Genomic DNA, 25,048 nt, shown 5'->3' with positions numbered 1-25,048 from the left:
CTTCTGAAAAGAATAATTTAATAAAACTTAATTCATGTGGATATCTGCTGAACTTTATATTTCATTGTAGTACCGTACTGCATTTAATACCTAGTTCAATTGGGAGAGTAAACTTTTCAATGGACGCTCAGGCTAAGTTTAGGCGATCGCTCTTTGCGCGGCTTGCAGAAATCAAAATTTGACAACTGCCATAGTGATTTAGTTCCTCATCAACTGAGTGACGGTAGAATATACCTAATTTATAATCTTCATAGCTTCAAAAGCCTAACCATGACGATGCATCCTAGACTCCAACGTGCATTTACTAACCGCCGCGTTCTGAAAGTGATTAGCGGCTTGAATAATTTCGACGCTGCTAGCGTTGCTGCTACTGTCAAAGCTGCTGAATTTGGCGGTGCTACTTTTGTTGATATTGCCGCCGATCGCGCTTTGGTACAGTTAGCTAAAAGTTTGACAAAATTACCAATTTGTGTTTCAGCAGTAGAACCAGAAAAATTTGTGCAAGCTGTAGCAGCTGGTGCTGATTTAATTGAAATCGGGAATTTCGATTCTTTCTATGCTCAAGGTCGCCGCTTTGAGGCTCCAGAAGTGCTAGCCCTGACTAAGCAAACCCGCGCTCTCCTCCCAGAAATCACCTTATCTGTCACTGTTCCCCACATTTTGGAACTAGATCAACAGGTGCAGTTAGCAGAAGAACTGGTGAAAGCTGGAGCAGATATTATCCAAACCGAAGGCGGTACTAGCAGTAACCCAGTTCACCCTGGAACTTTAGGATTAATTGAAAAAGCTGCTCCCACCTTGGCAGCAGCTTTTGAGATTTCCCGTGTGGTGTCAGTGCCAGTATTGTGTGCTTCAGGTATTTCTAACGTTACAGCACCATTAGCGATCGCAGCTGGTGCAGCTGGTGTTGGTGTTGGTTCCGCTATCAACCAACTCAATAGCGAAATAGCAATGATTGCTGCTGTGCGTGGCTTAGTAGAAGCTTTAGCGACTGCAAGAGTGCTAACTCAGAAGTAAGAAGTAGGGAGTGGGCATTGGGCATTGAAAAGAGGCAGAGGTGCAGGGGGCAGAGGGTAAAACTCTTCTCCCTTTCTCCCTGCCCCCTTCCCTCTCTCCCCCACTCCCCTCACCCCAAACAATCCTTTAACGCATAAATCACCTGGTCTTGCTGGTGCTGTGTCAATTCTGGGAACATGGGCAAAGCTATGACTTCATGGCAAGCTTGCTCTGCTATTGGTAAGTCCCCAATTTGATAGCCTAGATTTTGATACACTGGCTGCAAATGTAAAGGATAGGGGTAATAAATCATTGAACTTACGCCCTGTTCTTGCAATTGATTACGCACCCAATCTCGATATTTGGCGCTAGAACCATTCCGCCCTTCACCTGAGATGCGAACAGTGTATTGATTCCATACCCCAATACCCCCAGGTAATTCTTGAGGCGGGACGATTCCCGGAATTTGGCTAAGGAACTGATAGTAATAATTGGCGATATCTCGACGGCGATCATTCCAAGTATCTAAATAACGTAGTTTAATCTGCAATATGGTTGCTTGGAGAGCATCCAAGCGGCTATTTACACCAATTTCCTCGTGTAAATATCGAACTTTACTACCATGCTCCCGGAGGATTCGCAGTTTAGTAGCGATCGCAGGATCGTTAGTCGTTATTGCTCCGCCATCGCCGCAACCACCAAGATTTTTGGTAGGGTAGAAACTAAAGCAACCAATATGTCCAATACTTCCTACTTTTTCATTGGCCCACATTGCACCTGTAGACTGAGCGCAATCTTCAATTATTGACAAATTGTGAGATTGAGCGATCGCCATCAATGATGTCATATCCACAGGTTGTCCAAATAGGTGAACCGGGATAATTGCTTTAGTTTTAGGTGTAATCGCTGCTGCTACTTGCTCCACATCCAAATTAAAGGTAGTAGCGTCAATGTCAACGAAAACAGGTTTTGCACCCACGGCACTAATTACTTCAGATGTAGCAATAAAGGTGAAAGGCGTTGTAATCACTTCATCGCCTGCACCAATTTCCAAGACTCGTAACGCTAAGTAGAGCGCATCAGTACCAGAATTACAAGCCACACATTGAGTAACAGTATTATAAGCAGCAAATTGTTGCTCAAAGCCTTCAACTAGAGGGCCGCCAATATAGCGGCCAGAAGCCAGAACCTCTAAAACGGCTGCACTTACTTCTGCTTCGATGGTGGTGTATTGCTGCTTGATATCAAAGGCAGGGATGGGATTTACACTTTGGATCATGAGTTCTCATTTTATCGGGAGATACAAAGGATGCACTTCGAGAGTCAATTTTTGCTGATTGAATTGTTAATCAAAAAGGAGCAACTAAAAGACTATCGCCTAAGATACGCATCTATTAGGGTTTTTACTTAAATTGTCGGGCGGTAGACTACCGCACATTTAATTTACAGATAGTAGACATACTAGGAGTTTGCCATGTTAAGGTTGTACCATTTTTTAAATTTGAATTGATGAAGGTGATATATATCAACCAAGATCCAACACATCGGATCAAAGTTCCAGGTGTGTGAGCTGCTTTGAGAAGAAAATACTAGGAGATAGAAAACCCATGCAGGATACGATCAAGCTGGATTTCGTGGATTTAGCAATTGCTGTGGGATTGATGGCGATCGCCATTGGTTTATCTGCCTGGGAAAAATTAGGATTAGAGTTGAGCCTAGCCCTTGCTACTGGGAGAACCATCTTACAACTTCTTGTATTGGGATACATTTTAGATTTCATCTTGGCTTTAGACAATGCTTGGGGAGTTTTGGCACTATTAGCAATAATGCTGACAATTACGGCGATTGTCGCACGAAATCGCATCAGCCAAAAAATTCCTCATCTGTTGCCTTTGGTGTGGGGTGCAATTTTAATTAGTACCGTCCTGACAGTGTTTTACACCAACTTCTTGATTATTCAACCAGACAGATGGTATGAACCACAGTATATAATTCCCTTAGTAGGGATAGTTTTAGGTAATGCTACCAATGCAGCTGCGATCGCAGGCGAGCGTCTTGTCAGCACCATTAATTCCAGCCATCTCGAAATAGAAACCCACTTGAGTTTAGGCGCAACGCCCCAGCAAGCAGTTAGCCAGTATCGCAAAGATGCTATCAGAGCCGGATTGATCCCCACTCTCAATCAAATGATTCTCATCGGGATGGTCGCAATACCAGGAATTACCACCGGACAGTTACTAGCTGGTGTGAAACCTCTGGATGCAGTATCTTACGAAATTTTGATTATATTTATGGTTGCTTTCGCTAACTTGTTGACAACAATTTTGCTTACTAGGGGGTTGTGTCGTCAGTTTTTCAATTCCGCCGCGCAGTTAGTCAGTTAAACAAGTTTTCAATTAGGAGCCAAGGAAGCTGATACCCAAATTAATAATGGGACTAGTACCGCAAGGCGGAATTAAGTTTATTTCCGCCGTGTTGTACTAGCCCTTTCAAGGTGACTGGTAAAATCTCTTTTTTCTCTCTGCGCTCTCTGCGCCTCTGCGGTTTAAAAATGATTTTTCGGCGTTGCTTGCGGTGTCCAAGCACTTGTAATATCTACTAAAAAACTTTTAATTTTAATCCCATCGGACTAATTTTCAGAAGAATATCTAATCTCATAGAAATTATATATTCCTCCGATCGCATGAGTACAGAATTCAGTAATCTTGGCACACTGGTATCGTAGAAGTTAAAAATTTAATGACTTCTAAAAGTGTCGGAGGTAAATATGAAAATAATTTTTTTGACGGCAGCAGCCTTACTCAGCACGCTATCTTTAGCTGCTCCCATTCCCGTCAAAGCAGAAAACTCCGCCCCTGTCCGGCGCTTGCTGGAAACTAGAGAATGTTTGGGATGTAATTTAGCAGGAGCAAACCTCAAAGGCGCTCATCTGATAGGTGTTGACCTGAGAAATGCAAATTTAAAAGGAGCTAATCTCGAAGGTGCTAATTTGGAAGGCGCTGATTTAACTGGTGCCAATTTGAAGTCTGCTAATCTCACAGAAGCATTCGTCAGCGATACTATCTTAAACAATGCCAATCTCACCAACGTGAATTTGAGTAATTCCCGTTTATATAACACTGACGTAGATGGCGCTGTTTTGGCTAATATTGATTTAAGCGGTGCTGATGTATTCAATACTGCAATTAGCGTCGGTGGTGAATATTAATGGTGAGTCATGATTTCAAAGTGATGAGTTAAGAGTTAAATTCAACTCCTAACTCTGCACTTACTAAATTTTATTCACCAGTAATTGACAGTTCATTGACCCAAATTTTCGGGCAAACTCCCCCTGGTGTTAACTCTGCCTCTTTTTCTACATAAATAATTGACTTTAAGAGTTCTAAGAAATCGCCAGCAACAGTTGCTGACTCAATACTTGTCCTAACACCCTTATTAACTAGCCAACCATCAAACGGCAAAGAAAAGGAACCTTGCAAGGATTTAACTCCTGCATGTAAAGCTTGTAAATCATCGATAAAAATCACATTTTCAGCAGTGTCTAAACTTAACTCTTCTTCAGGAGTTGCTGTTGTAAAAACGTGATAAAAATTCGGACTAACGCTGACTTTTGCACCAATACTGGCATTACCTGTTGGCTGGGCATTTAACCTTTTAGCGGTGCCTGCACTGTGGAGAAAGCTTGTTAAAACGCCATTTTCAATTAGCGAAATCTGACGAGTTGGAGTTCCTTCACCATCAAAAGTTTCTGCTCCTACGTTAGCTGGGTGCAGTGCATCGTCAAAAACTGAAAGTAGAGGAGAAGCAATTTGCTTACCTAAATCATCAGGAGTAGATAGGCTTTGATTATCCAAAATACTTTGAGCGTTGAACAAGTTAGAAAAAGCGCCCAAAAGACTTAAGAAAGCTTCCGCCGAGAAAACAACTCGATATTTACCAGTCTTGATTTTTTCATAGTTCAAGTGGCTGATAGTTTTATCGGCGGTTTCTTTGATGCAACCATTGATGTCTAGATTATCTAAACTTTGGTTGATTCTAAAAGCACCTGCACTACGAGGTTTTTTTCCTTCTTCTTCAGTTTTGCTATAAAGATAAACTGATGTTAAGGAATGGGATTCAGTTCTGACTGCGCCATCGCTATTGAGATAAAATCTGTCAATATCTCTTTGTGATAAACCATTATAAGGCACACCTTTAATTGCTGGATGAGCTGCGAGTAATTCTTTTTCAGCTACCAACAATCTTTCTATCAGTTCAGCAACAGGTGCTTGGGGTGTCTTATCTTGGGCTTTATTTGGAATAGGAACAGTAGCTTCGGGACTAAAATCAGGAACATTTTCTTTAACACCAAAGAAACTGGCTTCATAAGCAGTTTTCAAAGCTAATTCCAGTCCCTTGGAATCTACATCTGTGGTGCTGGTGACACCCATTGTATTATCTTCATTCCAGACACGAACAGTAACACCAGAGCGATTTGAAGCTTTAACTTGTTTTGGCTCACCTTGGTCTACTTGCACGCTAGTATCATCTACTGTTGACCCATAAATGTCAAATTTTTTAATACCAAGCTTTTCGGCATTGTCCTTGGCAGAGTTTGCAATTTCATTGATATTTGGCATAGTCAATTTTGGATTTTAGATTTTGGATTGGAAACGATTCTATTTTTAAGATTAGATTTTGGATGTTATTGCTTGTATTTCTCTCGAATAATTCTGGCTGAAGTAACAGTCAAACAATTTGTTCTTTTAGATTTTAGATTGAACCTACGGAATTATCCGGGAGCTTGAGCATTTTGGATTTTGAATATTACAATCCAAAATCCAAAATCGTTCGACTGAGCGGAGTCGTTCGCGTAGCGTTCCGCAGGAAAGTCCAAAATCTAAAATTCTTATCGTCCACCAACGGTAATAGAATCAACCTTGATGTGGGGTTGTCCGACTGTGGTGTAAATGCTGCCGCTGACAGAGCCACAAAAACCTGGTGCAATTTCCAAATCTTGGGAACACATAGAAATTTTATTCATAATTTCCTTGGCTTCACCAATTAAAATTGCTCCCTTTAACGGTTTAGTGATTTTGCCATTCTCAATCAAATAAGCTTCATCAACACTAAAGTTAAATTGACCTGTAGCACCAACACTACCACCACCCATTTTCTTACAGTAAATACCTTTATCAACAGAGGCAAATAAATCATCAGTGCTATATTCGCCAGAATCAATATAAGTATTACGCATCCGGCTAGCAGCAGCAAAGGTATAATTTTGGCGGCGGCCACTTCCAGTTCTGGGGTGTCCGGTGCGTGCAGAACCTGTTCTATCTGCTAAGAAGTTTTTGAGAACGCCTTTTTCAATTAATAAGGTTCTTTGAGCAGGCATACCTTCGTCATCCATATCAATTGTCCCGAAAGCGTTTTCAGAGCGCCCTTCGTCCCAGGCTGTCAAACTTTCGTGGGCAATTTTTTCGCCTTTTTTGTCAGCAAAAGGAGTGGTATTACGTTCAATTTGAGTGGTTTCTAGCAGGTGTCCGCAGGCTTCGTGGAAGATTACGCCGCCAAAGTGATTGGCCATAATAATCGGGTAAGTACCCGACTCTACGTAATCGGCGTAGAGCATTTTGCCGGCAGATTCTGCTATTTTTTCGGCGGCTTGTTGAGAATCCCAAGTTCTCAAGAAATTGGCATCGCTAGTATTACCCGCGCGATCGCCAATTGAGGTACGATTAGCACCATCAGCACACAATAGGTTAAATCCTACTGACTGAGTGAGGCGAATATCACGCGCAAAAGTTCCATCACTAGCAGCGATTAAGACTTCTTGCCAATCACGAAAATAAGTAGCACGGCGCGATTGGACATGGCTAGCTTTTTGCTTCAGGTGAGCAGTCCCATCAAGGAGGACTTCTCCCATTTCGCGGATAGAGCTACACACTGGTAGCCATGTATCTTTACCTCTTTTGGTGGCGTAATCTCTCAGTAATTCTAGGTTGATTTCTGGGATGAAAGCCTTGGGAGCAGGTAATTGCAATCCCGGGATAGACAGACCTTTTTCTAAAGCTGCTTTCAAACCGGAAAAGGAAAGGTCATTAGTACTGACGTAGCAATCGGCTTTGCCGCGAAATACTCTGACTCCCGCACCTGTAGACAGACTTGGTGAAATACTAGTGATGGAATCCTCTTCTGCAAGACAACTAATATAGTTGCGACGTTCTAAAAATAATTCGATGAAGTCAGCGCCTGCGGCGCGTCCTAATCCCAGGAGGGTAGCCAGGGGGGCTTCCCAGGTTTCATCGAAACGCTCTGGTGTAGAGGAATATTGTAAGGTGGGAAGTTGATTTGAGAGAAGTAGCGTACTTGTAAGCATGGGTAGCCTCGTCTGCTGGCGTAATTCAGAGATTTGACTGAAAAATCCTGGTGTGTTCACTCTAGCAAATTTACTCAACTGTCATCTTGACCAATTCTTTGAAAAGCAGTGTGGATTTCCCTAATCCTCCTTGGAAAAACTTGTCAATAAAAAAAGCCCGCAAAGGCGGGCTGATATTTTGAAAGTTCGCACCATTGAGGATGCTTGTGTAAAAAGAGATGCACTTATATGTATTTAACTAATACTCTTCTCAACGAAGGGAGTTACGAGCTAGGAGATACTCTAACTCTGGTAAGAATACAGAAACTTCCTGATGACTAACCCTTACTAAATATGCGATCTTATTTCCTGCAAACACTTAATTTAATCCAGACTATCACTCTTAGCTTTATTTACGATTTCCCATTTTCAGGGGAATTCTTCCTGTTTCTCGCTCATTAAAAGTCTGGCCTAAATTGGAAATTTGTCCTGTAGATAATAGATTTTTATACAGGAGCTTCAATGTTCGAGTAATAGTTTTCAAAATTTTCATTTTGCTCGCACTTGGCTTTTGGTCATATCTCAAAACCATTGGAATTTCCGCGATTTTTGGTCTAAGTACTTTTGCTTTTAGCAGTAAATCTATCATGCAAGCAAATCCACTTTCAGTAAATAGATTGTCGCCGTAATACATATCTAATTTACTAACAAAATTACGGTTATACAGCCTGTAACCGCAAGTATAGTCTCTTACACCTGGTACACGGGCTGCGATTCTAAACAGCCAGCTAGCTCCGTAACTCATTATCTCTCTAAATTTTGATAAACCTATGACTTTAGAGCCTTTTCGGTATCTAGATGCGATCGCAATATCATAGCTACCAGCTATCATAGTGTCATACATCTTTATTAGGAGTTCTGGCGGTTGAGTGTTGTCGCAATCCATTGCGGCTAAAAAATCACCTTCTTGAGAAATTTCTAAGAAAGTTCTGAAACCTGTTTTAATTGCTTCACCTAAACCAGCATTCTTGGGATGTTGGACTAAGTTAATTAATACTCCCAGTGATTGAGATTCTTCTAAAGCAGTCTGAGCAGTTGCATCACTACTACCATCATCAACAAGAATTAGTTTTATCTCCATATTAGAGATTTGCTGTAATGTCTGAAACCTTTTGAACAAGGGGCGAATTGATTCTTGCTCGTTGTATGCGGGTAAAAGAACAAAAAGACTCATAAATACCTCCTGTGATTTTTAAAATAAAATCCAATTACTCAAATTTCAAGAATTCAGCAATGTTGATTTTTTGAGAAATTCATCGACCTGTCGCACAACTGCGTTGTTGTTGACGCTATCATTGACCAACTGCGAGGTATTGACGACGAAAAAATCTTCGTTTTCGGTACTCACTTTTGGAACAAGGCTGGAATAATCTAAAACTTGTAGTGGCTGCACTTTAATAGCTCGATTTATATGTGCTGCTACAATGTCATCTGATTTGAGTTCTGGGAACATCAAACGTATACCCTGAAAAAATACTTGGCGCAATTCATCATCGGGCTGTTTTAGCAACGGGTCAGTGGAAAGGATATATTTTGGTAGAAATGTCATGTGATATCCTGCTGTTTCTTGCAAAGAAACTAAGTTGCTCATACCGATGACTCCGGTAAAAGGAATAGTTCTATCGGCGATATTTACGACGTAATAAGGAACTAAAGCTTTGCGAGTAATCAATACCATACAGATTACACCCAGGTATTCTACTGTTTCACCAGTGTCTGAAACTTTTATCAGTTCATCAGCAGCAACTTGTTGCAAAATATTAACTGGTCCAGTAAAAATTACCTTATCAAAATGCTCCTTTTTACCCTGAAATTCTACCCACATTCCACCACCTGGATGAGGCGCGATATATTCTACTGCAACCCCTGTGCGGATATGACCTCCAGCCGCATAAATTAACTTTTCTATATGGTCAAAGACAGTTTTGTAACCCCCTGAGACATAACCAAGTTGTTCTTTATTTAGTGAAGAATCACGCGCTGAAAATAGTCGTTTGATATAAGCCCAAATAAAAACAGCTGATATTCTCTTATAGTTCTCTCCTAATTTGGATAAAAGTAAAGGTTTCCAGAGCTTTTCGTATGTACTTTTACCACCGAGTTTTAATAACCAATCTTCCACTAAAATCTTCTCTAAGCGCCGCCAGTTATTAAGGCGTGAACCATAGAGGAGAGTAAAGGCTAATCTGATTTTACCTATAAGCCCAAATAGAGGAAAGCGGAGAAATTCTATAGTGTTACTGATAGAATAGAATTTTTTATTGTCATAGAATCCTGTTAAACTTCGATGCCAACGCAGTTTATCTCCAAGCCCAATATCCCTGAGAAAATTTATTAAATGAGTATCAGAAGGTAGGATAACGTGATAAAAGCGATCCCAAGTAAACAACCCATAATCATGATACGTGGTTAGCCCACCAAGCTGTTTGTTGCTATCGAAGACAGTTACAATATGTCCTTGATGTGCAAGACGTTGGGCTAATACTAGACCAGTTATGCCTCCGCCAATAATACCTATATTCATAAATTTAATTTATATTTTATTAGCTATGTTTTTGAGATTTATCTTCAGAGGCTGTTAATAACATTAATAACCTCAATATTCGGCTCTTTAGCTATCAATTTACAACCAGAATTACACCAGTTATGATAATAGATATTCCTAACCACTGGCTAAATACAACTCGCTCTTTTAAAAGATAGTGAGAAGCAATAGGTATCAGTGCATACATTAGTCCTAAAACTGGAAATGCTTGACTTAGAGGAATTGTTCGCAATACATAAAGCCACAATATAGTCATAAATGTATAGCAGATAAACCAAATCAAAAAATAACGAGACAATAATAGATTTAGAATAGATGTGCTAGTTCCTTTAGTAGAGCTAGAAATGTGAAGTCCATATTTTAGTGACACATTAGCTGTGGTTCCGAATAAAACTACAACCATTAAAAGTAGCCAAGTAATAATGTTCATGTTCCAATAGGTTTTTTAGAATTTACTATAGAGAAATTTATATAGACTTTTTCAGTGGAATAACCACTAAAAGAATTCCTAGGAAAATAGTGATTACTCCTGCAATTCGAGTTATTGTAATCACCTCATTAAAAAAGTAGTGCGATCCGAAAAGTATACCGACATAATTTAAACTAGTCAGTGGATAAGCAATACTCAATTTTACCGATCGCAAAGCCAGTATCCAATTGACTATTCCCAAGCAATAAACACTAACAGCTAATGCTAATTTTTGAAGGAATACCCAATCCAACAGTCCCTCATCTGAGTGACTCATGGTATATTTCATGAGTAATTGTCCAGAAATACTAAATAAAATACTGACAAACAAGATAATATAGGGAATTATTTTAAAGTTTGAAATTTCCAATATAGATTTCATCGTATATTTCCCTCAATCGAGATAGTAGGTATAAACCGGCCAGTAAACAGCCTATTGTTTTGGACGTTTCTGATTTCGGTCACACTTTCTGTACAATTCGACTTCCACTTCATTAAATAGACAACAATATTAAAAAGGCTATCTTGAAAGGGCTGATATCAAAATAACCATCAAAAGCTGTGTCCAAGAGTTAGCAACTAAATACTATACAGCTTGTAGAACGGTTGCTGTATTATTGCAGCATCCGGTATTAATTGGAGTCAAGTGCTTATGGTTGTATTTCTAGTTTGGCTTTACTCAACTGTAGAATTGCAGAAGTCTTCCGTATCAGCCAGCTATGCTTCCAGAGTACTTTATAGTGCGATCGCAACATCTATGTCATAGTTGATGCAGATATGGGACAAGTGAGGGCTTTGTCATTCTCCAAGCTTACATACACATCTGTAACCTCGGCTGGTAACTAAACCGATTAATTAATAAAAATTTGTACTCAGCTTGAGTGTGTATACGTACTCTTTTCGGACATAGGAACACAATGACTAATAGAAGTCTGTTTGGCTGCGGAAAATAGAGAGATAAATCAGTCTAGTCTAAAGTAATGCGCTTTACAGGCGTGTGGGGGAATTTTACTTAATATCTAAATGGAGTTTTTCACGAGACTAACGGCTAATGTAAACTAGCGTTTGGCGATTAACTCACAGCTTACGTTAATTTAAGCAGATTTGAGATGTTTTACATTTAGTCTTAGGATTGTTTGATTGTTCTTAATTAATTATATGTAATTTTAACTAGAGCTTTACTCAAAATTTATTGTTACATATAATCACTTACTAGAATACCACGAGAAAGCCGTGTTGCAAATTTATCGGCACACTTCATCAAAAATTCATGTACCGAAAATATACTTAAACAAAAACTTCATAAAATCGAAATTTTCCTATAAATTATATGAATTTTCATTAGTAATATATTTGTACATTTATGAAGCACTTTCTGGCTAATAAACTCACAGAAGTAGCGATTTCATATCAGACTCTAGAAGTGTAAAGCTAAGAGTTTAAGAAAACAGAATTAACCTTGAGCAACATTACAGGCAACAGTACGTATATTTTAGTACATAAAAGTACTAGCTAGATACAGCAAACATCATAGATGAAAACCGATAGTCTGAATTGCTTTTTATATTATCCACAAAGATATTAAATTTCATACATCTGTAAAGAACTCTTCTTTGGAGTTGTGTTCTATACCAAGTAAGACGGAAGACTCGATTTTTGAATTTTACGAGCAAACTTTATTTGATATTACAATTGATTATCAATATATTTTTAAAAGTTTGCATGACCTTGCAAATGGAAAAGTTCAACAATACTTAACCTAAGTATAAAGCTGATAGGCTGAAGTAAAAAACAAAGTTTACCATTATTAAGAAATAATACAGTCTCAAGAAGCGGTCAAAATTATACACACACCTAAGAATTTCCTATCAACAAGTTACCAACTTTTGTTTTTAAGGACATTACTGGGTTAGCTGTCTTATGATTTTTAGCTGTTTAAAGTTGAGAAAAAAATAGTTTGTCGTGGTTGATATTATTTAATTTCTCTAGGTTGTTTTCCTGTGGTTTCAGTTTGTTTGAACTCATTTTTCTGCAAAAGTCTGTTCGTAATGATTAAGACAGTGATTAACAATCCAAATTGAATCTGCCAGGGTGCCAATACTAAACTTAAAATCAAGCTAATAGCTGCAAATACACCTGCAAGATATGCAATTTCATCATTACTCTTTTTAAATAAGTAGCCCGTGACTAAAGCAGTACATAGTGGTATCAAGAAAAACAAAGGCATCTTAGCAAACCTCTGAACGAAAAGTTATTGTGCTTAATAAAACAAATTGTTTTGGTAATTGTGGTCAATTTTACATCCAATAAGCTTTTAGGCACAACAGTCGAATGAAATAAATATTATAGAAAATCAAGATTACGCAAGATTGTATCTTACACCAATTGGAATAATTATTGCGACAGATGAAGCAACCAAAAGCTTGGCGAATAACTCTTCCATTTGTGGTAGATACTGCGTGTAACAACAAGCTTTCAAAGTGGGGGTATAAGGCACTATGTGTAACAAGATTAAAGTATATGCTTATACGGATATCACAGTGATACTTGTTCTAATGCTCTCCCGACTCAGGATAGCTGCGCTATGCTATACAAACTCTCCTTCATCTACGCGGATTAATAGGGTTCAAAACTTACTTGCGTAGGTGGGTTTTGTCTACTTCGCTTGTACTCTTGTGAGCAATCATCTGGTAAATTAGCTTAAAACTTTGGCTTTGCGCCAGGATAAGGATCTAGCATACTACCTTTAGAAGTAGCATTTTCATTTTTTTCATTTTAGACACCTAATGCTGAACATTCCTCAACTACTGGCAACTGAAATAAACCTCAAACCTCATCAGGTGCAAAACGCGCTGGAACTTTTGGCGGAGGGTGCAACAATTCCCTTTATTGCACGTTACCGTAAAGAGCGCACCGATGAGATGAATGAAGTGCAACTACGGGAATTGTCCGATCGATATACTTATTTAACAGAACTGGAAGAACGAAAATCTGTGATTGTAAGTGCGATCGCCCAACAAGGTAAACTCACAGATGAACTTAAAGCCAAAATCTCATCCTGCTTACAAAAAACCGAACTTGAGGATTTATATCTACCCTATCGCCCAAAACGACGCACCCGCGCCACTATCGCCAGAGAAAAAGGACTTGAAGCACTGGCGGAATTCATCAAGTCGCTAAATGTCAAAAATACTGCGATAGCTTCATTAGAAGAAGAAACGGCTAAGTATATTTCTGAAGCCAAGGGAGTAAAAACAGCAGAAGAAGCACTTAAAGGTGCTGCTGATATTTTAGCGGAAGAAGTGGCTGAAAAAGCTGAATTGCGGGCATATATCCGCGATTATCTTCTCGAAGAAGGGGTATTTGTCTCCCGCATCAAAGATGATTATCCCGAAGGTACAACCAAATTTGAGATGTACCGTAACTATAAAATTAGGGTAAAAAATATTGCACCACATAATATGCTGGCGTTGTGTCGGGGTGAAACTGAGAAAGTATTAAGCTTTGAAATTGCTTTTGATGAAGATACGGTACTTTACTATCTTGAGTCGAAAGAAATTAAAACCAAAGTTCGGGCAATTCGGGATTTTTATCAGGCGATGTTGAAGGATGCATTTAACCGTTTGATGAAAGTCTCTCTAATGGGAGAGGTGATTTCTGAGAAGAAAGTCTATGCAGACATGGAATCAATCAAGACATTTGAAACTAATCTGCGAGAGTTGCTGCTGTCTGCACCAGCAGGAATGAAACCAACCTTGGCGATAGACCCTGGATTTAGAACTGGGTGTAAAGTTGCTGTCCTCGACCAAACGGGGAAATTTTTGGAATACCAAGCGGTTTTTCCCCACCAAGCGGCTGAACAACGGGCTAAAGCTGCACAAACTGTCAAAAATCTGATTGAAAAGTACAAAATTGAGTTAATCGCCATTGGTAATGGTACAGCGTCCCGCGAGACAGAGGAGTTTGTCACGCAAGTATTGCAAACTATAGAACGCAAACCAGTTAAGGTGATGGTGAATGAATCTGGCGCATCTATATATTCTGCTAGTATTGTGGCGCTAGAAGAGTTCCCCGATTTAGATGTTACCGTGCGCGGTGCTATTAGCATCGGTCGCCGTTTGCAAGACCCTTTGGCGGAACTGGTGAAAATCGATCCCAAATCCATTGGTGTGGGACAATATCAGCACGATGTCGATCAGAAGTTATTGAAAAAGAAATTGGATGACACTGTAGAAAGCTGCGTTAACTACGTCGGCGTAGACTTAAACACCGCCTCCAAAGAACTTCTGACATCCGTCTCTGGGATTACGGCAACAGTTGCCAATAACATTGTCGCCTATCGCAACCAGAATGGAGCCTTTAAAAATCGCCGACAACTGTTGAAAGTTCCGAAGCTGGGACCAAAAGCCTTTGAACAAGCGGCGGGTTTTCTGCGGATTCGCGGCGGTGATAACCCATTGGATAATACAGCAGTGCATCCAGAGAGTTATTCTGTAGTAGAAGCGATCGCATCCGATCTAAATGTGCCATTAAATCAGGTAACACAAATTGCCGAAAAACTCAAAAAGACCAACCTGAAGAAATACGTTACCGATAGCGTCGGCGAACCCACATTGCGCGACATTCTCAGCGAACTAGAAAAACCAGGTAGAGATCCTCGTGCTGAGTTTAAGTATGCCACCTTCAAAGAAGGAATTAAGGAAATCAGGGACTTAAATGTAGGAATGGAATTAGAGGGAATTGTGACGAACGTCGCCAATTTCGGTGCTTTTGTCGATATCGGCGTACATCAAGATGGCTTGGTGCATATATCCCAACTTGCTGATAGATTTGTAGACGATCCCAACAAAATTGTCAAAGTTGGACAAGTAGTGAAAGTTCAGGTGTTAGAAATCAACGAGAAACTGAAGCGGATTAGTTTGTCGATGAAAGCAGTTAAACAATAATTAGAAACAGCAGATGGCAGTTTATCAAGTCCGATTTATCAATCCTACACTTGGATTAGATCGCACCATTGCAGTGCCAGACGATCAATATATTCTCGATATAGCAGAAGATGCTGGTATCCGCCTACCATCTGGGTGCAAACAAGGCGAATGTTCTGTCTGTATTGCGAAACTCATTAGCGGTGAAGTTAATCAAAGCGAGCAGAAATTTCTGCGCCCAAGTGAAATACAAGCTGCTTATGTTGTTACTTGTGTAACTTACCCCTTGTCTAATTGCACTTTAGAAACCCATCAAGAACAAGTCTTATATAAGTCAGCCCTTTACTATAAGCCTGAGTCTGGAAAATCTGATTAAATTAATCTTAAATTTGTAGGGTGCATTCAACAAATTTAATGCACCCTTAAAAACATGGCATCACAGTAGGGGCACATCAATATGATAACTACTATAGTTTTCTCAAAAATAGACCTAATGGTAGAAGGAAATTCTATCTTGCAAGAGAGGTGAAAGTCTGGCACATAGTTAAAGATGAGATAAGAAGTTACAAACAAAAAAGATTAGGTCAAAAAAATGTTGACACCATTATTAACCGCCCTAGCTACAGCTTTGAGCCTGTTGATTGTTGATTTAGTTGTTCCAGGCGTTAATATTGCTAATTTCCCCGCAGCTTTGATTGCCGCTCTAGTAATTGGTCTAATTAACGGTTCAGTTAAACCAGTTCTGTCTGCTCTCTCCCTACCGCTTAACTTTCTATCATTTGGAGCATTTTCGCTCGTCGTCAACGGTTTGTGTTTTTGGTTAGCAGCAGTGCTAGTTCCTGGTTTCTCAGTAAATGGAATTATTGCTTTCCTTCTTGGGCCAGTGATTCTAACTTTTGCTAACACCTTCATTAACAACTACTTTGTTGAAAGAAATCTTTTAACCGGCAGTGCTGATGTTAAAAGCCAAAATGAATTACCTTCTAGATAAATATTAAAGGGAGTAGAAATAATAATTTCATCGATTTTCTACTCCATATAAAATATCCGAAGGTGGATTTCTTAAATCGGCATCTTCAAAAGAATGTAACTAAACAAAATCACAAAAATACAGCAAAATCATGAAATTAGTTCGTTATCTTCTAGGTTTATTAGTGCCTCCTTTAGGCGTTTTCCTGACAGTTGGAATTGGCCCAACATTGTTTATCAACATTTTACTCACAGTTCTAGGTTGGCTACCGGGTAGTATTCATGCAATTTGGGTCATTGCCAAGCATGATGAACAACTGAATAGAGAAGGTGGGATTTACTAATACGCAAGATTAACTTTAGTAAATATTAAAAATGGTGCGTTATGGTTTTAACCGTAATGCACCATTTCATTTTGTACCAATTCCAATTTAACTTGCATAATTAGTGGGTAATTGGTTGTGTAATTTTCAAAAATTAGTCCATGCAGCTTAGAAAGTCAGAGTGCTAAATCGAATTGTTAGTATTACAGACAGCATTATATAATAAACTCTGCGGCGTGGAACTTAGTCTGACTCAAGCACTAGTACGAGAAATGGCTAATGATTTGCGTTCTACCACAACCAAAGGGAGCTTGCGGTTTGAGTCCGTCACTTACTTACCTGGCGGTAAGTGTAAGTAGTTCACCTTGTGTTGTATGCCTTACCTAAATTTGTTGAGAGGTAAATTGCAATGTCTAATATTCGAGAAGAAATGCCCGTACTTGTTCGTCATGAGGGAGATTGGGTAGGAACTTATACATTAATTGATACAACAGGAAAAATCCTCGACAGTTATGAGTCTCACTTAACTTGTCAATTTCCAGAAAATGGTTCTCATCCCTACTACCAAATTAATCGCTACAAATGGTCTGACGGCAAACAAGAAGAGTATGAATTTCCAGGAAGCTATAAAGATAATAAGCTCTGGTTTGACACCGAACGTATTCAAGGTAAAGCTTGGGAAGCCGATGATTCAATTGTGATTTTGTGGTTTAGTTATAAAACAAACCCAGAAATGAGCTTATATGAAATGATCTACATTAGTCCTGACAATAACAATCGTGCCCGCACTTGGCATTGGTTTAAGAATAATCACATATTTCAACGCACCCTAATTCAAGAAGAACGGGTAAGATAATAATTTCTGTTCTCTGAGATAATCACTTATTATTCTCCAGTCCGCGCAGGCGGACTTTGTTTGTGTAGCCACGGCTTCCAGTCGTTAAGCTTTCATCTCAAATTTCAATTTAGTAAGGTACACGCATGGCAAAAGGTGACAAAATAAACTTTTCTACTCCTAGTGGTTTCCCAGAATTTCTGCCTAGTGAAAAGCGTCTAGAATTATATTTGCTAGATATTATCCGTAGAGTTTTTGAAAGCTATGGATTTACGCCCATTGAAACACCTGCTGTAGAGCGTTTAGAAGTGCTACAAGCTAAAGGGAATCAAGGCGACAATATCATCTATGGCATTGACCCCATCTTGCCACCAAATCGACAAGCCGAGAAAGATAAATCAGGCGAAACTGGTAAAGATAAATCGGGTGAAACTGGTTCAGAAGCAAGAGCTTTAAAATTTGATCAAACAGTTCCTTTAGCAGCATATATTGCCCGTCACCTAAATGAGTTAATCTTTCCCTTTGCCCGCTATCAAACTGATATGGTTTTTCGGGGAGAACGCGCGAAAGATGGGCGTTTTCGTCAGTTCCGCCAGTGTGATATTGATGTAGTTGCTCGTCGTGAACTCAGCTTGCTCTATGATGCTCAGATGCCTGCAATTATTACTGAAATATTTGAAGCAATTAATATCGGTGATTTTCTGATTCGCATCAATAATCGTAAAGTTCTTACAGGTTTCTTTAAGTCAGTAGGAATTACCGAAGACAAAATTAAATCGTGCATTAATATTGTTGATAATTTAGAAAAAATTGGTGAAAGTAAAGTAAAACAAGAATTAGAAAAAGAGGGAGTTTCAGGAGAACAGACTCAAAAAATTATTGATTTTATTAAAATTGATGGTTCTGTTGATGAAGTATTAGATAAGCTTAAGCATCTCACCCTAAATCTGCCAGAAACTGAGCAATTAAGCCTTGGAATTAGCGAATTAGAAACAGTAATTGCAGGCGTGCGTAATCTTGGAGTTACCGAAAATCGTTTCTGTATTGATTTATCTATTGCCCGTGGTCTTGATTACTATACTGGTACAGTTTACGAAACAACCTTATTAGGGCATGAAGCTTTAGGTAGTATCTGTTCTGGCGGCAGATATGAAGAATTAGTTGGGGTGTTTTTGGGTGAAAAAATGCCTGGTGTCGGTATTTCTATCGGTTTAACTCGCTTAATTAGTCGATTGTTAAAAGCTGGTATTCTTAGTACCTTAGCTGCTACACCAGCCCAGGTGATGGTAGTGAATATGCAAGAAGATTTAATGCCAACTTATTTAAAAGTTTCACAACATCTGCGTCAAGCTGGAATTAATGTTATCACTAATTTTGATAAGCGTCCCTTGGGTAAACAATTTCAGCTAGCCGATAAACAAGGAATTCAATTTTGTGTAATTATTGGTTCTGAGGAAGCAGCAGCGCAAAAGTCCTCGCTCAAAGATTTGAAATCAGGTGAGCAAGTAGAAGTGCTACTGGTCAATTTAGCTGAGGAAGTTAAAAGAAGACTTAGCTAATATACTTCTAAAATCTCTTTTTCTCTCTGTGCCTCCGCGTCTCTGCGGTTCAAAAGCTTTTTATTTAACCACAGAGGCACAGAGGCATAGAGAACACAGAGTCAAGAAGTTAAAGAGGAGTTTCTTAAGGGTTAATATTTGATTAACTAACAAAACCTTTTCGTTGAAGTTGGTCAGTCAAGCAGGGGTTAACATAGGTTTTATATAGGTAACTTGGATTGGGTTGCACCTTAATCAAGCAAAAATATATGACAATTCTCAACGCTCGTAATTTATCTTTAGAAGAAGTTCATCGTCTATTTGGCTTTCAAAAGCAGTACAATGACTCATTTTCTAACTACTTATCTCTGGAACCTCTCACGGAAGCAGAACAGCAGGAACTCAAACAAATTCAGCATGACTTTGATAGATACCTTACAGCAGGTAAAGTTTCTGAAGGTCAAGTAAAGTTTCTTGCAGTTGCTCCTTTACTAAGGTTAGCTGGTTTTTATCGCTATCCTATCGAGATTGCTTTGGAGGAGAATATTGCTGATATTGAAGTTGAAGATGAAGATATCAAAATTAAAGGAAGATTTGATATTTTAGCTATTAGTAAAGCTAAACATACAAAACCTCAAATATACTTTTGGGTACTGTTAATTGAATCTAAAAATAGTCAGATTGATATTTCAACAGGTTTACCTCAGTTACTCACATACGCTTATAAAAATTTAGATAATCAAAAATCAGTTTGGGGATTAGCAACTAATGGTAGAAGTTATCAGTTTGTCTATATCGAACAAGGAAATCCCCCTATTTATTATCTGTTGCCAGAATTAAATTTAATGGAAAGAGAGGGTTCAAGTCAGTTGCTACAAGTTTTAAAAGCAATTTGTCAACTTTAAAAGGGAATTTATGCCCAGTACCAAGTAACGGAAACGTAGAAAACGTAATACTTCCTGCAAAATGAATTGTTTGTGAATTTTCACAATTTTCTGTAAGACTTATATATTAACGTTTACAAGTCTCAATGCGAGAGAAGAAGGCCAAACCCAACCCTATGCTTCTTGAGCCCGCAGAGATCGATAACTTACTGACCATCCAAACAGCGTCCACGGGCGCGCATGGCAAATGTCCCCTTGGAGAATTTATTCTGAAAGTAAGGTCTGAGTAATATAGCCAGTCTTTATTAAAAAATATTCCTTTTTGCCATCCGACGCGATCGCCAAACTTTTCGTAGTCTTTTCCAACGCTTTCCCAAATTCGCTTTTGCACACTAAACCCAAAGTGCCCATTGCCCATTGCTGTATTTTAGCCACAGTTGGTCAATGGTTCGTAAGTCAGTGCAAGGAAAGTTATCAATAGATTCAGAATCAAGATCGCCGGTCTAAGAGTAGGATAAATCACGCTTTAAGCAAATTATAGTGTTTTTAGCTGATTTGCTTGAGGATTTTAGCCTAGTTCATTTTTATTTACATAGTTTGTTTTGATTGTGCCAACTTACTTAGTCTTTCAGATTCCCTTTTTGATGCTCTAAATATTTATTCTTTAATTCCTCTGGAATAGGAATAGGACGACTATTTTGTAAACTGACAAAAGCACCCTTTTGACTAGCTACTGCTGCTAACTCATTATTAGAGAAAATTTCAGCCTGTACAGTCCACTTCAATCGTCCTAAATTACTTAGCCATAAACGTCCTATTACTTGGTCAATAATTTTTATCGGACGTTTATATTCAATTTCAGTTCCAGCTAGAACAGGTGCATATCCTTGAGCAATTTGTTGATTGAGGTGCCAATGTTCATCTAAAAACTTTAAACGTAAATCTTCTAACCATCTGATATATACAATATTGCTTACGATTCCTATAAAGTCAATGTCGTATGTTCTTACAGGAATTTCTAATACTACTTCTAGTGGTCTGTGCAAACTGTTATTTACTAGCATTATTTCTCTTAATATTTTAAAACCGATCGGTCTGTAAAATTCTAAAAAATTTTACTCTTTTCAAGTATGAGTAGTTATTAATTGTCTAATAACCCATTACCTACAACAATTTCAAACTTCTACTTTGTAGTTTAAGGTTAACTCGTCGCCAGGTAAACCTCTAATACCCCAGTTAGATTTGGGCGTTTCAAAAATTGTGATTTCAATATCGCATATAGGAATATTGAATTTTTCATTGATATTTTTAATTAGCAGGCGAATCAACTCTTTTTTTGTTTCCACTGAGCGCCCCTCAAACATACTAATTTCGATAACTAGATAGTTGTTTGTTCTATCAGATGGATAATAAAAATCTGATTTATCCAGTGGGAAAAAACGGTGAAATCTTTTTTCAGGGGTAAGCTGTAAAACCTCTATAAGGGAGGTATGGATTACATTTGATAGCTCCGCTTTAATAAGATTTAATTTGTCTGCTAAAGAATATACTTTGATTTGTACCATACATTTAAAGGTGATTTTCCAAGTATTGATTCAGGTGATTAATTACCCTGTACATGTGAATTGAATCTCCATAAAGCTTACTCATCATTATGGCTCCTTCCAGCGTTGCAATTATGATGGTGGCAATTTCATCAGCACTTACTTCAGAGCGAATTTCACCCTTGGCAATTCCCGTTTCAATAATTCGACGAATTAGATGCAGCCAAGAGTTCATCGCCTGTTGAGCGTGTTCCCGCAACGCCGGATGAGCATCATCGCTTTCCACAGCAGTATTCAGCAGTGGACACCCTCCTTTGATAGGTGGATTTTCTGCGAAGCTACTAAATATCCCAATGATTGCTTGCAGGCGTTCTACTGCATGGCGTTTGCTTCGCAATGCAAATCTAGTATGCTGTTTAATGCGAGCGATCGCAAAATCAAAAGCCTGTAATGCGAGATCGTCTTTGCTTTGAAAGTGATTGTAAATTCCTCCTTTTTGCAATCCAGTAACACGCATAATGTCTGACATTGATGAGCCTGCATACCCTTGTTGGTTAAACAGTTCGGCTGCTTGGTGGAGAATTCTACTTTTTGTTTCTTCGCCTTTGGACATTACAGCGATTTATTAGAGTAGGGAGTCGTGTAGTTTATTGAATTGGAAATTACAGACTATTCGGTCTGTTTACTTTTAGCAGTATACATGCTCGTTAGTCAAGTGTTTTTTGCCGTCCAGACAACGCAGACTTCACCCGGTTATAAACGTCGTTAATTTTGATGCTACCCCCACTGTAGGTAATAATATATTTTGGCATCAACAGAAATTTCAGCAGCAATATTGGCGATTTGAGCTTTGCCAAACAGGATTTTGACTGGGTTGTAAAAATAAAATTTTCCATGAGTCATTAGACTTGCGGTGTATTATCCAGAAAATATAGCGATATACAAAACGAATACGCTAGACGTTTGATCGTGTTTACAAGTAAAATACGGTAAGCACATAGTTTTACCGGCTTTTACATGTAAAACCGCAAAAAAACCAGTAAGAAGTTGATTTTAGTCAAACAACTGACCCATAAGCAGTTATCAAAGTCTGTTTCAGGTAAATGTCAGTTGTCATGCTTCCAAAAACTTCCAGACAGGTTTTAAGTTGTCCAGTAATCCTCTGCCCTAACTTTTAGCTGGATAACCTTTTTTGTGTCACTCATCCTTTGAGAAACACAATAACTTGCCATGACTAGCTCTATCTACCACTGAGCTGTAATTCGGCTGAGTTATTGCTTTCTAGTAGTAAAGTTCTAGCTGACTTTCTCAAACCCCCAAAGAGTATGCACTATTTATTACTACCATTCTTAAGCTTCTTTGTTGGAATCATAGTTGGTTTGACGGGGATTGGCGGAGCCTCTCTCATTACTCCAATGTTGATTTTTGTTTTTCAAGTTCCGCCTTCCATCGCAGTGAGTTCTGATGTTGTAGCTGCCACATTGATGAAGATTGTTGGTAGCGTCAAGCATTGGGAACAGAAAACTCTGGATACAGAAGTTGTCAAATGGCTGGCATTCGGAAGTGTTCCAGGCTCACTATTTGGGGTGGGAATTTTGCACTTTCTTAAACGTACAGGTGAGTATAACCTGGATAGCATCTTGCTCCGTTTGCTTGGTATGATGATTTTGCTAGTCACAGCTTTAGCACTAGTGCAATTGTTGTTATTGACTTTTTTACCCAAATTCAATTTACCCGAACTACCAAAGTTAGACTTAGAAACTAACTTTGGCCGCTTCCTAACAATCACTCTGGGGGCCATTTTAGGCTGTTTAGTTGGTCTAACTAGCGTCTCATCAGGTTCAATGTTTGCTCTAGTGCTGATTGCGTTTTTCCGCCTTGATGCACGGAAGTTAGTGGGTACAGATATTTCGCACGCAGCAATTTTACTGCTATTTACAGCTCTCGGCCATCTCAGCCTGGGAACAGTTGATTGGAGTTTGGTACTGCCTATATGGTTAGGCTCTGTGCCAGGAGTATTATTAGGTGCTAAAGTCTGTCAAATAGCTCCGCAACGCCCACTACGGTTTATTATTTATGCCATCTTGATGATGGTAAGTTGGAAATTAGTTCATCAGGTTTGACAAGACTCGGTAATAGAGTTTGGTTGTAAAAGTTTTTCGCTGCTCACTCACTCTCCAAAAAGACGGCACCCAAGTTAGGTGCAGCTAAATCTATTCCTCCGTTCGTTCCAGTATTCATAGGAAAACAAGAATTAGCGACTAAGCTAGCTTTCTGTCATCTGTAGCGGGGTTACGGCGAATCTGCACAAAAGCAGGGATGTATCTAAATGTTGTGCTGCTTCCTGTGGTTGTCAATCCTGTAATTGATTGAATTTGCCCACCGAAGTTGAGAGTAAAAGTATTACCTGCAAATTCGCTGTCACCTGCAACTTTGGTAATAGATATAGTAGGAAACGAAGCAATGTCAGTAGTAATTGAAGTGATATCTTGTCCGATTATCTGAGCTTGTGCTGAGGTAAAGCACAAAAACGGGGCGATCGCTGAAATCAGACAAAAAACAGGTTGGATGGTTGGGCGAAAACGGATAGAATTGCACCGAATCGCAGGTATAAGGGAGTATCGCATTACATAAGACTTGTCGGGAAATAAGAGAGAATAGACAGCAGTGGTAGGGAAGAATGATGCTGAATATTGAAGGTGCGCTGAAGCAAGACCGACTGTTGAGGGCATTAACTGGGTTGAACCGGAAAGCATTTGATGCCCTTTTGCCCACGTTTACCACGATGTACCTAGATACTCAACAGGCCAAGCCTCGTCAACGTGGCCTGGGTGGAGGACGCAAAGCCCGCTTACTTACAGCCCAAGACAAATTGTTTTTCATCCTTTTCTATTTCAAATGTTATCCGACCTTTGATGTGGCGGGACTGCTCTTTGATATGCATCGCTCCCAGGCACATGAGTGGATGCATCGATTGCAGCCAATATTAGAAGCGGCTTTGGGACAGAAGATGGCGCTGCCGGAACGCCATCTCGAAAGCATTGAAGCATTTTTGTCACGCTTTCCAGGAGTGCAACGAGTGATGATTGATGGGACAGAACGCCCAATTGCGCGACCTCAAGAAAGAGAACAACAACAACAGAATTACTCCGGTAAAAAGAAACGTCATACGCGTAAACACTTGGCGGCAGTTGATGAAACCAAACGGGTCTTGATCTTAAGCAAAGCACGAGAAGGCAAACTGCATGACAAACGTTTTCATGACGAAGATGACATTGCAGGTAGTGTGCCTGATGAAATTCCGATTGAAGTAGACTCGGGCTTTCAGGGATTACAGAAGCAGTATGACAATCTCCATCTTCCTCACAAAAAGCCCAAAGGGGGCAAGTTAAGTGACCTTCAAAAAACGGAGAATCGTCAATTGAGTCAATCCCGTGTAGTTTGCGAAAATGCCTTTGCTGGTGTGAAGCGCTACAACGCCGCCAGTGTCATTTATCGTAATCGGATTGAAAACTTTGATGACCATTTGATGCTGACCGCAGCAGGATTATGGAACTTCTACTTGATGGCTGCTTAAGAGAATCCCAATTACAAGACCAGCATTGCCTCACTTATCTTTT

General features: G+C 39.3%; 27 protein-coding genes and 1 pseudogene. 13 read left to right on the top strand and 15 right to left on the bottom strand.

What is annotated here, in order from left to right:
• Positions 1–270 precede the first annotated feature (270 nt).
• On the top strand, positions 271–1,017 hold the full coding sequence (locus NPUN_RS27500) for a DUF561 domain-containing protein (protein ID WP_012411690.1): 747 nt from the start codon (positions 271–273) through the stop codon (positions 1,015–1,017).
• Positions 1,018–1,126: 109 nt separating this feature from the next.
• On the opposite strand, the gene NPUN_RS27495 is transcribed toward NPUN_RS27500, so the two are convergent.
• Entirely contained in the window at positions 1,127–2,275 is a 1,149-nt protein-coding gene (locus NPUN_RS27495) for a DegT/DnrJ/EryC1/StrS family aminotransferase (protein WP_012411689.1), read from the bottom strand.
• Positions 2,276–2,603: 328 nt separating this feature from the next.
• Between NPUN_RS27495 and NPUN_RS27490 the strand changes: the two genes are divergently transcribed.
• Together NPUN_RS27490 and NPUN_RS27485 are read left to right on the top strand one after the other, a co-directional pair.
• Positions 2,604–3,380: an ABC transporter permease gene (locus NPUN_RS27490; protein ID WP_012411688.1), complete on the top strand. Its 777-nt coding sequence runs from the start codon at positions 2,604–2,606 to the stop codon at positions 3,378–3,380.
• Positions 3,381–3,763: 383 nt separating this feature from the next.
• Positions 3,764–4,204 carry a pentapeptide repeat-containing protein gene (locus tag NPUN_RS27485; protein ID WP_012411687.1) on the top strand — a complete coding sequence of 147 codons (441 nt, stop codon included), beginning with the start codon at positions 3,764–3,766 and terminating at the stop codon, positions 4,202–4,204.
• Positions 4,205–4,274: 70 nt separating this feature from the next.
• Here the strand turns inward: NPUN_RS27485 and NPUN_RS27480 are convergent, their stop codons facing one another.
• The 7 genes from NPUN_RS27480 to NPUN_RS27450 all read right to left on the bottom strand — a co-directional run bounded on the left by NPUN_RS27480 (position 4,275) and on the right by NPUN_RS27450 (position 12,637).
• Positions 4,275–5,615, bottom strand: coding sequence for a TldD/PmbA family protein (locus NPUN_RS27480; RefSeq protein ID WP_012411686.1), 1,341 nt, complete (start codon positions 5,613–5,615; stop codon positions 4,275–4,277).
• A 269-nt stretch (positions 5,616–5,884) separates the two neighbouring features.
• Positions 5,885–7,357, bottom strand: coding sequence for a TldD/PmbA family protein (locus NPUN_RS27475; protein WP_012411685.1), 1,473 nt, complete (start codon positions 7,355–7,357; stop codon positions 5,885–5,887).
• Between the two features lie 388 nt (positions 7,358–7,745).
• Positions 7,746–8,570, bottom strand: coding sequence for a glycosyltransferase family 2 protein (locus NPUN_RS27470; RefSeq protein ID WP_012411684.1), 825 nt, complete (start codon positions 8,568–8,570; stop codon positions 7,746–7,748).
• 45 nt (positions 8,571–8,615) lie between these two features.
• A complete protein-coding gene (locus tag NPUN_RS27465) occupies positions 8,616–9,920 on the bottom strand; it encodes an NAD(P)/FAD-dependent oxidoreductase (protein ID WP_012411683.1) in 1,305 nt (434 codons plus the stop codon).
• Positions 9,921–10,014: 94 nt separating this feature from the next.
• A complete protein-coding gene (locus NPUN_RS43665) occupies positions 10,015–10,197 on the bottom strand; it encodes an EamA family transporter (protein WP_234710989.1) in 183 nt (60 codons plus the stop codon).
• A gap of 211 nt (positions 10,198–10,408) precedes the next feature.
• Positions 10,409–10,792: an EamA family transporter gene (locus NPUN_RS27455; protein ID WP_012411681.1), complete on the bottom strand. Its 384-nt coding sequence runs from the start codon at positions 10,790–10,792 to the stop codon at positions 10,409–10,411.
• Positions 10,793–12,382: 1,590 nt separating this feature from the next.
• A complete protein-coding gene (locus NPUN_RS27450) occupies positions 12,383–12,637 on the bottom strand; it encodes a hypothetical protein (RefSeq protein WP_012411680.1) in 255 nt (84 codons plus the stop codon).
• A 559-nt stretch (positions 12,638–13,196) separates the two neighbouring features.
• On the opposite strand from NPUN_RS27450, the gene NPUN_RS27445 reads away from it, so the two are divergent.
• The 8 genes from NPUN_RS27445 (at position 13,197) to NPUN_RS27415 (ending at position 19,905) form a co-directional block, all read left to right on the top strand.
• Entirely contained in the window at positions 13,197–15,356 is a 2,160-nt protein-coding gene (locus NPUN_RS27445; protein ID WP_012411679.1) for a Tex family protein, read from the top strand.
• Between the two features lie 13 nt (positions 15,357–15,369).
• Positions 15,370–15,711 (top strand): 2Fe-2S iron-sulfur cluster-binding protein, encoded by a 342-nt coding sequence (locus NPUN_RS27440; protein WP_012411678.1) that lies wholly within the window; start codon positions 15,370–15,372, stop codon positions 15,709–15,711.
• Between the two features lie 216 nt (positions 15,712–15,927).
• The gene (locus tag NPUN_RS27435; RefSeq protein ID WP_012411677.1) at positions 15,928–16,326 is read left to right on the top strand and encodes a phage holin family protein; all 399 of its coding nucleotides are present in this window, start codon (positions 15,928–15,930) and stop codon (positions 16,324–16,326) included.
• A gap of 130 nt (positions 16,327–16,456) precedes the next feature.
• Positions 16,457–16,648: a YqaE/Pmp3 family membrane protein gene (locus NPUN_RS27430; protein WP_012411676.1), complete on the top strand. Its 192-nt coding sequence runs from the start codon at positions 16,457–16,459 to the stop codon at positions 16,646–16,648.
• A 173-nt stretch (positions 16,649–16,821) separates the two neighbouring features.
• On the top strand, positions 16,822–16,986 hold the full coding sequence (locus tag NPUN_RS42140) for a hypothetical protein (protein ID WP_167315665.1): 165 nt from the start codon (positions 16,822–16,824) through the stop codon (positions 16,984–16,986).
• Positions 16,987–17,036: 50 nt separating this feature from the next.
• Positions 17,037–17,483, top strand: coding sequence for a DUF3598 family protein (locus tag NPUN_RS27425; RefSeq protein ID WP_012411675.1), 447 nt, complete (start codon positions 17,037–17,039; stop codon positions 17,481–17,483).
• A 125-nt stretch (positions 17,484–17,608) separates the two neighbouring features.
• The gene (gene hisS, locus NPUN_RS27420) at positions 17,609–19,021 is read left to right on the top strand and encodes a histidine--tRNA ligase (RefSeq protein WP_012411674.1); all 1,413 of its coding nucleotides are present in this window, start codon (positions 17,609–17,611) and stop codon (positions 19,019–19,021) included.
• 248 nt (positions 19,022–19,269) lie between these two features.
• Entirely contained in the window at positions 19,270–19,905 is a 636-nt protein-coding gene (locus NPUN_RS27415) for a hypothetical protein (protein WP_012411673.1), read from the top strand.
• Positions 19,906–20,011: 106 nt separating this feature from the next.
• Here NPUN_RS27415 and NPUN_RS27410 read toward each other — a convergent pair whose 3' ends face one another.
• The 6 genes and pseudogenes from NPUN_RS27410 to NPUN_RS41055 all read right to left on the bottom strand — a co-directional run.
• On the bottom strand, positions 20,012–20,302 hold the full coding sequence (locus tag NPUN_RS27410) for a GUN4 domain-containing protein (RefSeq protein WP_041565669.1): 291 nt from the start codon (positions 20,300–20,302) through the stop codon (positions 20,012–20,014).
• Positions 20,277–20,363, bottom strand: coding sequence for a GUN4 domain-containing protein (locus NPUN_RS44910; RefSeq protein ID WP_419788445.1), 87 nt, complete (start codon positions 20,361–20,363; stop codon positions 20,277–20,279). Before NPUN_RS44910 ends, NPUN_RS27410 begins: the two co-directional genes overlap by 26 nt.
• 141 nt (positions 20,364–20,504) lie before the next feature.
• Positions 20,505–20,948 (bottom strand): acyl-CoA thioesterase, encoded by a 444-nt coding sequence (locus NPUN_RS27405; protein WP_012411672.1) that lies wholly within the window; start codon positions 20,946–20,948, stop codon positions 20,505–20,507.
• 111 nt (positions 20,949–21,059) lie between these two features.
• Entirely contained in the window at positions 21,060–21,449 is a 390-nt protein-coding gene (locus NPUN_RS27400) for a tautomerase family protein (RefSeq protein ID WP_012411671.1), read from the bottom strand.
• A 4-nt stretch (positions 21,450–21,453) separates the two neighbouring features.
• Positions 21,454–22,041 (bottom strand): TetR/AcrR family transcriptional regulator, encoded by a 588-nt coding sequence (locus tag NPUN_RS27395; RefSeq protein ID WP_012411670.1) that lies wholly within the window; start codon positions 22,039–22,041, stop codon positions 21,454–21,456.
• Positions 22,042–22,153: 112 nt separating this feature from the next.
• Positions 22,154–22,331: pseudogene (locus tag NPUN_RS41055) on the bottom strand (NADH-dependent alcohol dehydrogenase); the annotation flags it as partial.
• 422 nt (positions 22,332–22,753) lie between these two features.
• On the opposite strand from NPUN_RS41055, the gene NPUN_RS27390 reads away from it, so the two are divergent.
• Positions 22,754–23,551, top strand: coding sequence for a sulfite exporter TauE/SafE family protein (locus tag NPUN_RS27390; RefSeq protein ID WP_012411669.1), 798 nt, complete (start codon positions 22,754–22,756; stop codon positions 23,549–23,551).
• A gap of 138 nt (positions 23,552–23,689) precedes the next feature.
• Here the strand turns inward: NPUN_RS27390 and NPUN_RS27385 are convergent, their stop codons facing one another.
• The gene (locus NPUN_RS27385) at positions 23,690–24,055 is read right to left on the bottom strand and encodes a hypothetical protein (protein WP_041565668.1); all 366 of its coding nucleotides are present in this window, start codon (positions 24,053–24,055) and stop codon (positions 23,690–23,692) included.
• 53 nt (positions 24,056–24,108) lie between these two features.
• Between NPUN_RS27385 and NPUN_RS27380 the strand changes: the two genes are divergently transcribed.
• Positions 24,109–25,005 carry a transposase gene (locus NPUN_RS27380; RefSeq protein WP_234710955.1) on the top strand — a complete coding sequence of 299 codons (897 nt, stop codon included), beginning with the start codon at positions 24,109–24,111 and terminating at the stop codon, positions 25,003–25,005.
• Positions 25,006–25,048: the final 43 nt, after the last annotated feature.

Origin of the sequence: Nostoc punctiforme PCC 73102, assembly GCF_000020025.1 — a bacterium.
In the GTDB taxonomy this organism is placed as follows: domain Bacteria; phylum Cyanobacteriota; class Cyanobacteriia; order Cyanobacteriales; family Nostocaceae; genus Nostoc; species Nostoc punctiforme.
The sequence above is the reverse complement of the archived record's forward strand: the minus strand, read 5'-3'. Positions and strand labels throughout refer to the sequence as shown.